The 13125-nt window shown below is 41.1% G+C and carries 9 protein-coding genes and 3 tRNA genes; 1 reads left to right on the forward strand and 11 read right to left on the reverse strand.

From position 1 onward, the window contains the following. Positions 1–58: 58 nt before the first annotated feature. The 11 genes from rpoC to ACKPQ5_RS09225 form a co-directional block, all read right to left on the reverse strand. Positions 59–4150 carry a DNA-directed RNA polymerase subunit beta' gene (gene rpoC / locus ACKPQ5_RS09175; RefSeq protein WP_407678808.1) on the reverse strand — a complete coding sequence of 1364 codons (4092 nt, stop codon included), beginning with the start codon at positions 4148–4150 and terminating at the stop codon, positions 59–61. Positions 4151–4187: 37 nt separating this feature from the next. After that, positions 4188–8387 carry a DNA-directed RNA polymerase subunit beta gene (rpoB, locus tag ACKPQ5_RS09180; protein WP_407678852.1) on the reverse strand — a complete coding sequence of 1400 codons (4200 nt, stop codon included), beginning with the start codon at positions 8385–8387 and terminating at the stop codon, positions 4188–4190. 106 nt (positions 8388–8493) lie between these two features. Continuing rightward, entirely contained in the window at positions 8494–8883 is a 390-nt protein-coding gene (rplL, locus tag ACKPQ5_RS09185) for a 50S ribosomal protein L7/L12 (protein WP_407678809.1), read from the reverse strand. 124 nt (positions 8884–9007) lie between these two features. Further along, on the reverse strand, positions 9008–9517 hold the full coding sequence (gene rplJ / locus ACKPQ5_RS09190) for a 50S ribosomal protein L10 (protein ID WP_407678810.1): 510 nt from the start codon (positions 9515–9517) through the stop codon (positions 9008–9010). 12 nt (positions 9518–9529) lie between these two features. Then, entirely contained in the window at positions 9530–10222 is a 693-nt protein-coding gene (gene rplA / locus ACKPQ5_RS09195) for a 50S ribosomal protein L1 (RefSeq protein ID WP_407678811.1), read from the reverse strand. Positions 10223–10233: 11 nt separating this feature from the next. Beyond that, positions 10234–10659: a 50S ribosomal protein L11 gene (rplK, locus tag ACKPQ5_RS09200; RefSeq protein WP_407678812.1), complete on the reverse strand. Its 426-nt coding sequence runs from the start codon at positions 10657–10659 to the stop codon at positions 10234–10236. An 8-nt stretch (positions 10660–10667) separates the two neighbouring features. Further along, complete coding sequence (gene nusG / locus ACKPQ5_RS09205; RefSeq protein WP_407678813.1) at positions 10668–11246, reverse strand: transcription termination/antitermination protein NusG; 579 nt, start codon at positions 11244–11246, stop codon at positions 10668–10670. Positions 11247–11258: 12 nt separating this feature from the next. Further along, positions 11259–11465: a preprotein translocase subunit SecE gene (gene secE, locus ACKPQ5_RS09210; RefSeq protein WP_407678814.1), complete on the reverse strand. Its 207-nt coding sequence runs from the start codon at positions 11463–11465 to the stop codon at positions 11259–11261. A gap of 12 nt (positions 11466–11477) precedes the next feature. Next, positions 11478–11553: transfer RNA gene (locus ACKPQ5_RS09215), tRNA-Trp, on the reverse strand. Positions 11554–11595: 42 nt separating this feature from the next. Next, entirely contained in the window at positions 11596–12795 is a 1200-nt protein-coding gene (tuf, locus tag ACKPQ5_RS09220; RefSeq protein ID WP_407678815.1) for an elongation factor Tu, read from the reverse strand. A 26-nt stretch (positions 12796–12821) separates the two neighbouring features. After that, positions 12822–12897: transfer RNA gene (locus ACKPQ5_RS09225), tRNA-Thr, on the reverse strand. A 150-nt stretch (positions 12898–13047) separates the two neighbouring features. Between ACKPQ5_RS09225 and ACKPQ5_RS09230 the strand changes: the two genes are divergently transcribed. After that, positions 13048–13123, forward strand: a tRNA-Gly gene (locus tag ACKPQ5_RS09230). Positions 13124–13125: the final 2 nt, after the last annotated feature.

Genomic DNA, 13125 nt, shown 5'->3' on the forward strand with positions numbered 1-13125 from the left:
GTTAAAGTAACAGGTTTTTCTGTTTTCTCAAGTTTTATTTATTAATGTGAAGAAATAATTAGGCAATTTTATCTTCCGTCTTAGCCTGACCGAGAGTATCTATCTTAAGTCTACGCCATTTTGGTAGACCAGTTCCTGCCGGAATTAAATGTCCCATGATGACATTTTCCTTAAATCCTTTTAAGTCATCAATTTTGCCAAGTGTTGCAGCGTTCGTTAGAACTCGAGTGGTTTCTTGGAACGAAGCAGCAGAAATAAAACTGTCAGTTTCTAATGAAGCTTTAGTAATTCCTAAAAGAATCGGTTCTCCTTCAGCTGGCTTACCTCCTTTTTCAGAAATATCTTCATTCGAATTCATAAAGGCGAATCGATCTATTTGATCACCCCAGAAAAACTCGGTATCACCTGGATCCGTAATACGAACCTTGAAAAGCATTCTTGATATTATTACCTCTAGGTGCTTATCGTTAATTGTAACTCCCTGAAGACGGTAAACCTTTTGGATCTCCTCAATTAAATATTCTTGGACTGCAGATGGTCCTAGAATCTCTAGAATTTCATGGGGATCTTTGGCTCCCTCAGTGATTAACTGCCCTTTTTGAGCAAAATCTCCTGGTTGAACCAATACATGTTTTCCGTGGGGAATTAAATGTTCTTCGACCTGACCAGATTCTTCGTTCGTTACGAGTAGTCTCTTTTTAGATCGTAATGTACCAGCTTCTGACACAATGCCATCTATTTTAGCCATTTGCCCAACATTTCCCTCCTTGGGCCGACGTGCTTCAAAAAGCTCTGCTACCCGTGGAAGTCCACCGGTAATGTCTTGTGTCTTCGAGGCTTGTCGTGGAGTCTTAGCAATAATTGAACCCGCATCTATCCTAGTTCCTTCATCAACCGCAACTTGTGCACCCGTTGGTACAGAATAGGTAGCAATTGGATTGCCTTTGGAGTCTTTAACAATCACTTGGGGATTCAAATCTTCCTTATGCTCAATCACAACCATCGATCGTCCACCGGATGCGTCCCTTTCGACTTTTGTAGTCACACCTGGAAGCATGTCCTCGAAGGAGATAACGCCTTTTTTCTCGGAAAGAATAGGTATATTGTAGGGATCCCACTGAGCCAATAATGCCTCGTCTTCTACTGGGTCACTGTCTTTAAAGTGCAACAATGCACCAGCGGGTATTGGGTAATCATCTACAATTCGATCATCTTCATCCAAAACTTGGATAGATCCTGTCTTATTTAAAGTCACCTGCTGGTCATTTGCAAGAGTTACCAATCGTAAGCCCTTGAAGCGAAGTTTTCCAGCTTTTCTAACATTGATAACCGGATCTTCTCTTCCCGCACTTGCGATTCCCCCAATATGAAATGTCCTCATCGTAAGTTGAGTACCAGGTTCTCCAATAGATTGTGCTGCAATAATACCAACGGACGAACCTTCCTTCACTAAACTATTAGTAGATGGATCGGTACCGTACTCTAGGGCTGTTAAACCGTTTTTAATTCGACTGGAAAGCGGTGACATTACTTTCACCCGTGTGATACCGAGGGCATCAATATCGGAAGCAATCTCTTCCGTTATTAAAGATCCAGAAGGAATTACAATTTCACTAGGATTAGATGGATTATTAATATCATCCGTAGAATATCTACCGATGATACGATCTCTAAGGGGAACAATCTCATTATCTCCCTCCATGATAGCCTTCTTGACTACTCCGTCTCGACGGTCATCGTCATCACAAACGATAATACAATCCATCGCAACATCACATAATTTACGGGTCAAATAACCCGCGTCAGCGGTCTTCAAAGCAGTATCTGCTAACCCCTTACGAGCACCATGTGTGGACATAAAATATTCAAGGACCGACAAGCCTTCCCTAAAGGATGCTAAAATTGGCTGCTCAATGATCTCACCAGAGGGCTTTGCCATTAAACCACGCATTCCACACAACTGTCGAACTTGTTGGCGATTTCCCCGTGCACCTGAATCCATCATCAGGTAAACTGGATTGATCGTATCTTTTCCGAGATTTTCGTCTAGGCAAGTGAATACTTCTTTAGCGATATCATCCGTTGCGGTAGTCCATACATCGATAATCTTATTGTGTCTCTCACCTCGGGTAATAATACCCTTCTTAAATTGGTCTTCAACCTTATCGATTTCCTTACGAGCAACAGCAATTCTCTGCTTTTTCTCGGGTGGAATAATCATGTCAAAAATTCCAATCGAGATACCTGCTTTGGTAGCCATGTCAAATCCCATTTCCTTCAGTCGGTCAAGAGATTCAATTGTCTCTTCTTTACCTCGATTACGAAATGTTTCTAAGATAAGGTTACCTAAATCTCCCTTAAGTGCAGGTTGATTAAAGAAACCTAATTCATCAGGCCAAATGGTATTAAATAAAACACGACCTACTGTTGTACGAACAACGCTTTTTTTGGTTATTCCAAATAAAGATTCTTTACCTTTATCCGGATTTTTCATGTCTATCCAATCGTGTAAGGTTAGAACTCCAACATGTAATGCGCTTAATGCTTCCTCCAAACAACCAATAAGAGGTACACGTTGACCTTCCTTTGGTTCTGTCTTGGGGTTCATTGTCAGGAAATAGGAACCCAAAACAATATCCTGAGAAGGTGTAAGTATAGGCTTTCCACTCGAAGGAGAGAAAATATTGTGTGTCGCCATCATCAACAGTTTAGCCTCCATGACTGCCTCCACTGAAAGGGGAACATGGACTGCCATTTGATCACCATCAAAGTCTGCATTGTATGCAGTACAAACTAACGGGTGCACTCGGATCGCATTTCCTTCGATCAAAACGGGTTCAAAAGCCTGAATCGATAATCGGTGGAGGGTAGGGGCACGGTTCAAGAGAACGGGATGGCCTTTGGTAACTTCTTCCAGAATGTCCCAAACTTCAGGAGAGCGACTCTCAATCATCTTCCTCGCTCCGCGAACAGTATGAACAAAACCAAGTTCTTTCAATCTACGAATGATAAATGGCTCAAATAGAATTAATGCCATTTTCTTAGGAAGTCCACATTGATGCAACTTCAACTCAGGTCCAATAACAATAACCGACCGTCCCGAGTAATCCACCCGTTTTCCAAGAAGATTTTGCCGAAATCGACCCTGCTTACCCTTCAGCATGTCACTCAATGACTTAAGTGCACGATTTCCAGAACCTGTAATCGCTCTTCCATGCCTACCGTTATCAAAAAGTGCATCTACCGCTTCCTGCAACATCCGCTTTTCATTATGGATGATTACATCAGGCGTCTTAAGTTGGAGAAGATTTTTAAGGCGGTTGTTTCGGTTAATGACACGACGATACAAGTCATTGAGATCACTTGTTGCAAATCGGCCACCTTCTAATGGAACGAGTGGACGAAGATCGGGTGGAATAACAGGAATACTATCTAAAACCATCCATTCAGGTGAAGCACCTGAGTGTAAGAAACCTTGGGTAACTTTTAATCTACTAGAAAGCTTTTTCTTAATTTGCTTCGACTTGGTGTCATGCATTTGATCATAAAGATCCTCTAATTCTTCTTCCAAGTTTATGCGACCTAAGACATCACGAACCGCTTCAGCACCCATTTTCGCCTCGAACTCGTCTCCGAACTCATCCTGGGCTTCTCGGAATTCCTTGTCAGAGAGCAATTGTTTTTCTTCCAAAGGAGTACTACCTGGGTCGGTCACCATGTACTGCTCATAATAAAGAACTCTTTCTAAACTCTTAGCTGTCATGTTGAGCATTAATCCCAACCTGCTTGGCATACTCTTAAGGAACCAAATGTGGGAAACAGGAACTGCTAATTCTATGTGTCCCATGCGATCACGGCGAACTCGTGAAACGGTAACTTCCACCCCGCAACGATCACAAACTACACCTTTGTATTTGATGCGCTTGTACTTACCACATGCACATTCATAATCCCGGACAGGGCCAAAAATTTTCTGACAAAACAATCCACCTGGCTCAGGCTTAAATGTTCTGTAATTAATTGTTTCCGGATTTTTAACTTCTCCTTTAGACCAAGATCTTATTACATCTGGAGAGGCTACTGTTATGGAAACCCGATCCATGGGTCCAACTTCCACACCTAGTGCTTCATTTACTGCTTCAACGCTCATGATTTACCTTTTCGAGGGGTTATTTAAAATATTTATTTTATAGGGAGTCTTCGCCTAAGACTCGTATATCTAGGCAGAGACTTTGCATTTCCTTCATCAGTACATTAAAAGACTGAGGAGTACCGGCCTGTAGAGAGTTGTCACCCTTTACAAGAGACTCGTAAATCTTTGTGCGTCCGGCTACATCATCCGACTTCACAGTGAGGATCTCCTGTAGAGTATATGCAGCCCCGTATGCTTCTAATGCCCATACTTCCATTTCTCCAAATCGCTGTCCGCCGTATTGGGCTTTACCACCGAGAGGTTGCTGGGTAATTAAGCTGTATGGACCAACTGCACGTGCGTGTATCTTACTTGATACCAAGTGATTCAATTTGAGCATGTACATATAACCCACGACGATCTTTTGATAAAAAGCTTCTCCTGTACAACCGTCATATAATACAGTCTTTCCCGTCTCTGGTAGATTTGCTTCTTTAAGATAATCTCGGATTCTATCTTCAGAAATACCGTCAAATATTGGTGTAGCTACTTTAAAGCCTAATTTATTACAGGCCCAACCTAAATGGGTTTCCAAAACCTGACCTACATTCATCCGACTAGGAACACCTAAAGGATTTAAGCAAATTTGGATTGGAGTACCGTCTGGAAGAAAAGGCATGTCTTCTTCGGCAACAATTTTTGCCACAACACCTTTATTACCATGTCGACCTGCCATTTTGTCACCCACGCGCATTTTTTGCTTTTTGGCTACAAATACCCGTACGTTTTTAATCGCTCCCTGATCAATCGAGTCACCTTGTTCTATTGACTCAATCTTACGATCACGATCATCTTCTAGATCGTTAAATTTAGATTCGTAACTTTCGATTATTTCAAAAACTTTAATTCGAACAGGAGAAGGCGGAATATCAATATAACGATGAACTGAAGATAACCTTCTTAATAATGTCTTAGTAATCTTGCGATTAGAAGGAATGATTATGTCACCAGTTTCAGAGTTTGTAACATTTAATGGAATTTTTTCGCCCAAAAGAATGTTGGAGAGTGACTCCGTTAATTGTGAACGAAGGCTATCAGTTTGGTTTCTGTAATCTTCTTTTATTTGCTTACTTTGACGGCGAAGGTCTGAAGGGGAAAGCTTTTCCTGCTCCGCATCGGTTCGACTTGAAACCTTTACATCCATAACGATACCTTGTGTACCTGATGGAACCTTAAGGGAACTATCTTTTACGTCCGCTGCTTTTTCACCAAATATGGCCCGCAATAATTTTTCTTCTGGCGCTAAATCTGTTTCACTTTTAGGCGTAATTTTACCGACGAGAATATCACTTGGTCGTACTTCTGCACCAATACGAACTACACCTAGATGATCAAGGTTACGCAATGCTTCCTCTCCTGCGTTTGGTATATCCCTAGTAATTTCTTCCGGTCCGAGTTTTGTATCCCGTGCCGTGACCTCAAACTCTTCAATATGAATGGATGTATAGATATCATCCTTGATCATTTTTTCAGAGATCAAAATTGCATCTTCAAAATTATATCCCTTCCAAGGCATGAAGGCTACGAGAATATTACGACCAATCGCCAACTCCCCATTATCGGTGCAAGCACCGTCCGCAAGAGCATCGCCAATCATTACCTTATTACCTCTTCGAACTATAGGTTTTTGATTAAAGCATGTTCCAGCATTGGAGCGCAAAAACTTTCTTAAATCGTAGCAATAAATGCCTCTCTTGTGGTCGCTTTTGGGTTCCTTGAGAAAACGCGGTGGAAGAGTACCATCATCTGTTACAACGATTCTGTTTCCATCAGCAAGCGCAACAACACCTTCGGATTCTGATACTGTTACAGTTTTAGAATCTTCTGCGACCTTCTTTTCAATGCCTGTACCAACCAATGGCGAATCAGACTGAAGTAATGGTACTGCTTGTCGCTGCATGTTAGCACCCATCAAGGCTCGATTCGCATCATCATGCTCTAGAAATGGAATTAAACCCGCAGCAACAGATACTACTTGCTTGGGTGAAACATCCATGAATTCTACCTGATTGGCATCGTATTCACTAACTTGATCTCGAGCACGACAGGTAACACGACCAATGATCTTGTTGGAGGATTTGTCTAACTCAGTGTTAGCTTGGGCGATTAAATACTGTTCCTCCGCGAAAGCATTGAGATCAATGACACCATTTATTAATGACTTTGAATGAATGAAATTTGCCTGTTTTAAAACAACTCCCTCTAATTCTTTTACAAATTTGATTTTAGGAACATTTAGTATCTCAGCGAGTGCAGGGATTGATTCAGCTCCCCCCTTTTGCGTAAACACGATAATGTCATTTTTCGCGATTGTCTCATTGGAAAGAATTTCAAGTGCCCAATTAAGTTCTGCATGTTTACTTATTTCATCGAAATAAATTAAATGTGTAGCCCCCTGCTTAAAACGACATTTATCGAAAGCCCGTTCATTTTCTAAATTTCTGAGATTATTGAGGGGATGAGATTCCTCGACATGATCCTTTGCGGAAATAATTCCAATATATCCATTCAAGCAAGGATGATAAGTGGATTGAAGAAATCCGAACTCATCAATTTTAGCATAAGTAGAAAGCGTGTTTATTAATCCGATATTGGGTCCCTCGGGAGTTTCGATCGGGCAAATCCTGCCATAATGAGTTGGGTGTACATCCCGAACTTCAAAACCAGCTCTCTCTCGATTAAGTCCACCCGGTCCTAATGCAGATAATCGGCGCTTGTGAGTCAACTCGGCAAGTGGATTAATTTGGTCTTTAAATTGGCTAAGTTGACTCCTTGCAAAAAAATCTCTCACAACCGTGGTGAGAGCCTTTGGGTTGATTAACTTACCAGGTGAAAGTGATTCAACTCCTTGGTCATACAGAGTCATCCTTTCTCGAACAACACGCTCCGTTCTTGATAAGCCACTTCGGCAAACGTTTGCTAGTAATTCTCCTACGGTTCTAACTCGACGATTACCTAAATGGTCAATGTCATCGATCCCCATATCGAAAAACTTACCCGCATCTTCCCGGGCTTTTTCTTCGTTGGATTTACCTCGTTTGAAATCGGTAAGCTTCCGAGTGGCCGCAACTAAATCTTCAACAGTCGTTACCCGAACTTCCAATGGGGTGTCTAAATTTAATTTCAGATTAAGCATGTGCCTACCCACTTTAGCCAAATCGTAACGCTTGGAATCAAGAAATAGCCTCTTAATAAGCGCTTCGGCATTAGCACGGTCAGGTGGCTCACCAGGTCGGAGTTTTTTATAAATTTCTTTTAGTGCTTCATCCTTGTTTTTAGTGGTGTCTTTTTTGAGACAACGTATGATTGCACCTTCATCAACAGAAGTGTCAATTGCACGGAGTTGTGTCTCTCCTGCTTTCTGGAAAGATCTAAGATATGTTTTAGTAAGAGGTTCAAATGCTTTTGCTAGAACAGCACCTTTTGTACGGTCAAACATTGGTTCGACTAGCACATAATTTGAAACATTCTCCTTTTTTAACAATTCTTCAATAGATAATATTTCAATATCATAGAAAAGTTCGATTATTTTTTGATCGGAATCTTTGTCTTTATCAGAATCTGAATCAAGTAAGGCCCGTAAAAAAGTGGTAATTAAAAACTTTCTTCTTCTTCTTCTACGATCTAAGTACACATACAGTAAATCATGTTGGTCAAATTGTGCCTCTATCCATGTTCCACGATCCGGAATTATACGGAATCCGTGCAACGTCTTTCCACTACTGTGGACCGACTCCTCAAAACTAACGCCAGGCGAACGGTGTAATTGACTGACAACAACACGTTCGGCTCCATTTATAATAAAGGATCCCCGTTCTGTTACTATAGGCAACTCACCCATAAAAATTTCTTCTTCACTGTAGAAAGGTTTACTCTGTCCTTCTACTTCAAGTCGCAAGCGAAGTTTGACCTGTAATGGAGCTGCATATGTACAGTTTTGATCGATACAATCCATTTCAGACAACTTAGATTCTCCAATGGTGTAACTCACATATTCTAAACGAGATTTTTCGTCATAACTTATGATAGGAAAAACCTCTGTAAAAACAGCCTCTAAGCCTGCTTTTTTTCGATGAGTTGATGGAACTTCTCTTTGAAGAAAATCATGAAAAGAATCAACTTGATTTTGAAGCAAGTTTGGTGGCTCGATGGCTTCTGTAAGCTTACCGAAATTTTTTCGAATTGCTGTATCCATATTATTGGTTGGTAACTTGTGGGGTAGGGAAAGAACAAAAAAAGCCGCAGATTGCATAGCAACCATACGGCTTTACTTTAAAACTAGAAAGAAAGAGAGAAATGCATTATTTAACTTCTACTTTTGCTCCTGCAGCCTCTAATTTCTTAACAATCTCATCTGCCTCATCCTTGGAGACTGCTTCCTTGACTGGCTTGGGCGCTCCTTCTACGAGTTCTTTAGCCTCTTTTAATCCAAGACCGGTAATTGCACGGACTTCTTTAATAACGGCAATTTTGTTGCCTCCAAATTCAATGAGAACAACATTGAATTCAGTTTGTGCTTCTGCTGCTCCACCGGCATCTCCGCCGCCGGCTGGTGCTGCGACTGCTACGGCTGCTGGTGCTGCTGCACTAACGCCCCATTTGTCTTCGAGCTCTTTAACGAGATCTGCGATCTCTATTACTGATTGGCCGCTGAGCCAATCAACTACTTGGTCTTTTGTTATGTCTGACATGTTAATATATACCTCCTGTCCTGAATATGATTAGTACCTATTGGTGTTTAAGGAATTACCCCTAATTTCTTCTAGGTTGGTGGTTAATAGTTTTATTTTTCGGATAGAATATCCAGAAAATGGTTTAGGAATTATCTGCCTTTGCTTGTAAAACAGTAACCATCGAACGTGCTGGTGCACTAAGGATGGATACTAGTTGAGTCGCAGGTGTATTGAGTAATGAAAGTAATTGGGATTGAAGAACTTCTAAGCTCGGTAGATTTGCCAATTGCTTAACTTGGTCAGTATTTAAAACTCGATCTCCAAGTGTTCCAGCTTTGACAGTTACTTTTTTGGTTTCTTTCAAGAATTCACCAAGTGCTTTTGCTACACCCGATGGGTCATCTCCCCCAACCACGATTGCAGTATGACCTGATAAATGGTCTGATAAATCAGGTAATTCTTTTTCCTTCGTTGCGATCGTAAGTGAACTATTTTTTACGACATGAAATTCAGCTCCTCGTTCTGAAAGCTTTTTCCTTAGTTCGGATGTTTCTTCCGCATTTATTCCCTTGTAATCGGTAAGAAAAAAGTAATCGGAGCGAGAGAGGTAGTCGGAAGCCTCTTTAATTAAATAGGATTTTTCAGGTCTCATGATGTAGATATATTACGAAAGATTAAGAGTACTGGTGTCGAGTTTAACGCTCGGGCTCATTGTACTGCTAATGTAAACATTTTTAATAAATTTTCCCTTAAAGCCATCTGGTCTCGAGGACAAAACCGCTTCTAACGCAGTCGACGTATTTTCCTGCAACTGAACTGAAGTAAAAGATCTTTTACCCACGACGACAGCGAGTGAACCAGTTTTATCCATTTTAAATTCAACTCTTCCTGCCTTTACCGCAGTAATTGCTTCCGCAACATTATCGGTAACTGTACCAGCTTTTGGGGTAGGCATCAAACCTCTTGGACCAAGCACACGAGCAATACTGCGAACACTTTTCATTGAATCTGTTGTAGCAAGGGCCACATCGAAGTCCATCCATCCGTCTTTGACCTTTTTGATTAACTCATCAAGTCCAGCATGATCAGCACCTGCTGCTTTAGCTTCATCCGCATTATCGGTAAAAACAATCACACGAACTTCTTTACCGCTTCCATGGGGTAAATTTACAATTCCCCTTACACCCTGAGAGCTTTGCTTAGGATCAACGCCTAAAGAACAAGAGAGTTCTATTGTTTCATCAAAATTTACTTTTTCAAATTTTTCAAGTCTACCGAACGCATCCGAAAGTGTGCTTGTTTCGTCCTGTGAAAAACCTTCCATAGACTTGCGATATTTTTTACTACGAGAAATCATGTTAAATTAGATTAATTGGAGACTTCGATTCCCATACTTCTTGCCGTACCTTCTATTATCCTACAAGCAGCATCTTCATCAGATGCGTTTAAATCATTTTGCTTAGTCTTTACAATGTCCTTGATTTGATCACGGGTTACCGTACCGACCTTATCTCGATTCGGAACACCAGAACCTTTGGCTAAACCAGCAGCTTTCTTCAGTAGTACGGAAGCAGGGGGTGACTTAAGAATAAAACTAAATGAACGATCTGAGTATACTGTTATTACAACCGGTAAGATCAAACCTGCTTGATCTTTAGTTTTTGCGTTAAATTCTTTACAAAAACCCATGATGTTTACACCTTGTGCACCCAACGCTGGACCAACAGGGGGTGCAGGATTGGCTGCACCAGCAGGTAATTGAAGTTTAATAAGACCAACAGCTTTCTTAGACATTATAAATATTATTCTTGATCGGCTTTTTCGACTTGCCAAAATTCTAGTTCAACAGGAGTGAATCGGCCAAAAATGGAAACCGAAACTTTAAGAGTTCCTTTTGCTGGGTCAATGTCCTCAATTTCACCAGTTAAGTTTAAGAAAGGTCCATCTAGTATTTTGACCACTTCACCAACAGTAAATTGAACTTTTGGAACTTCTTTTCCTTTTGCTTCATCCACTTGATTTAAGATACGTGAAATCTCATCATCACGAAGCGGTGTTGGATTTTCCTTACCAATAAAGTTAATTACACCGTCCGTATCCTTGACCTTATACCAAGGTTCTTTCTTAAGAGTACCTTGATCATCATAAAGTTTCATTTCTACAAATACATAACCGGGATAAAACTTACGGTCCCTTTGTCTTTTTTTGCCGTTCTTAACCTCAGATACAGTTTCGATAGGAACAAGAACTTCATTCAAATTCTTCGCGAAATGCTCATCTTCTTCTTTATACTTGGCAAAGTAACGGCGCACTTTGTCCTCGTGATTAGACAGACATTGTACGGCATACCATCTCATTCCAGTTGATAAAGTATCGTTCATGAAGTGTAAGGATTAGCTAGACCGAAGGTATTGAGTTACAAACTCCACCCAATTAGATAAAGAAAAATCTGAAACAGAAATAAAGCAGCCTAATATAACTACACCGATTACAACAACTATTGTAGATTCGCGAAGCTCAGCAAAAGTGGGCCAACTTGCTTTCCCAAGTTCAGCAATAGTCTCCTTGTAAAAGGTTCTAACTTTCTTAAACGGATTCAATTTTATTATAAATGGCGGGAGAAGAGGGACTTGAACCCACAGCCTACGGTTTTGGAGACCGTTGCTCTACCAATTGAGCTATTCTCCCCAAGTTTTAATTGGGTGGATTTGCGAGTAGTAATCTAAATGATTAAGAAATTTCAGTAATGTTACCCGCTCCAATAGTTTTGCCACCCTCGCGAATAGCAAATCTTTGTCCAGGTTCCATTGCGATTGACTTTTGAAGTTCTATTTCAACACCCAGATTGTCACCTGGCATTACCATTTCAACACCTTCAGGTAAATGAACAATCCCGGTGACATCTGCGGTACCAAAGAAGAATTGTGGACGATAACCTTTGAAAAATGGGGTGTGCCTTCCACCTTCTTCTTTGTTAAGAACATAAATTTGGGCTTTCGCTTTGACATGGGGCTTTATGCTACCTGGAGCAGCAAGTACGTGACCTCTCTGTATATCAGCTTTTTCAATTCCACGAAGCAGTATTCCAACATTATCACCTGCTTGACCTTGTCCTAATTCCTTACGAAACATCTCAACACCGGTACATGTAGTCTTACGAGATTCTCCAAGACCAACAATTTCAACTTCTTCACCGACCTTGATTCTTCCACGCTCGATTCTTCCAGTTGCAACAGTACCACGTCCTGTAATTGTAAAAACGCCTTCCACTGCCATCAATAAAGGTTTGTCAACATCACGTACGGGTTCGGCTACTTCAGTATCAATGGCATCCATTAATTTCTGAATCGAACCTAGGCCCAAATCACTCTCTTCATTTTCAAGTGCCTTGGTAGCAGAACCGCGGATGATTTTTGCATTGTCACCATCGAATTCATACTTGCTCAACAAATCGCGAATTTCCATGTCGACTAATTCAAGTAATTCTTCGTCATCACCAGACATAAGGTCGCATTTATTGAGAAAAACTACCAAATTAGGAACATCTACTTGGCGAGCAAGAAGGATATGTTCTCTAGTTTGAGGCATGGGGCCAGTAGTAGCATCTACTACTAAAATAGCTCCGTCCATTTGAGCTGCACCCGTGATCATATTCTTAACAAAATCAGCGTGACCAGGGCAGTCTACATGAGCGTAATGCCTGTTTGCTGATTCGTACTCAACATGAGAAACTGCAATCGTTACAATTTTAGACGAGTCACGTACTGTTCCGCCTTTCGCTATATCGGCATAGCTTTTTACTTCTGCAAGTCCTTGACGGGCTTGAGCATGTAAAATTGCTGTCGTGAGTGTTGTTTTACCATGGTCTACGTGACCGATGGTACCTACATTAACGTGGGGTTTTGTGCGTTGGAACTGTTCTTTGGCCATTTGTTTGACTTAGTTTGAATTTTATGTGGAGCCCACGAGCGGATTTGAACCGCCGACCTCGTCCTTACCAAGGACGCGCTCTACCGACTGAGCTACATGGGCGGGGGGCATGGAGTTAGAGAAAAGTGTTTGAAGGTAGAGAAAAGTGATTTTTTGTCAAGTAAAACCAAATTTTTGTCACAAACATGTTTCTACTTTTTACATTATAAACTTGATTTACTTAGATAAATTTTAGATAGTTTATCTCGGAACGCGGGCGTAGCTCAGTTGGTAGAGCACCACCTTGCCAAGGTGGATGTCGAGGGTTCGAATCCCTTCGCCCGCTCCATT

Source organism: Candidatus Seribacter sulfatis, assembly GCF_964187635.1.
GTDB lineage: Bacteria > Verrucomicrobiota > Verrucomicrobiia > Opitutales > Seribacteraceae > Seribacter > Seribacter sulfatis.

What these genes read in the sequence shown, in the direction of transcription:
- tuf (WP_407678815.1), bottom strand. Translation starts at nt 12,795, where the DNA reads ATGGCCAAAGAACAGTTCCAACGCACAAAACCCCACGTTAATGTAGGT.
- rpoB (WP_407678852.1), bottom strand. Translation starts at nt 8,387, where the DNA reads ATGGATACAGCAATTCGAAAAAATTTCGGTAAGCTTACAGAAGCCATC.
- rpoC (WP_407678808.1), bottom strand. Translation starts at nt 4,150, where the DNA reads ATGAGCGTTGAAGCAGTAAATGAAGCACTAGGTGTGGAAGTTGGACCC.
- nusG (WP_407678813.1), bottom strand. Translation starts at nt 11,246, where the DNA reads ATGAACGATACTTTATCAACTGGAATGAGATGGTATGCCGTACAATGT.
- rplL (WP_407678809.1), bottom strand. Translation starts at nt 8,883, where the DNA reads ATGTCAGACATAACAAAAGACCAAGTAGTTGATTGGCTCAGCGGCCAA.
- rplA (WP_407678811.1), bottom strand. Translation starts at nt 10,222, where the DNA reads ATGATTTCTCGTAGTAAAAAATATCGCAAGTCTATGGAAGGTTTTTCA.
- rplK (WP_407678812.1), bottom strand. Translation starts at nt 10,659, where the DNA reads ATGTCTAAGAAAGCTGTTGGTCTTATTAAACTTCAATTACCTGCTGGT.
- rplJ (WP_407678810.1), bottom strand. Translation starts at nt 9,517, where the DNA reads ATGAGACCTGAAAAATCCTATTTAATTAAAGAGGCTTCCGACTACCTC.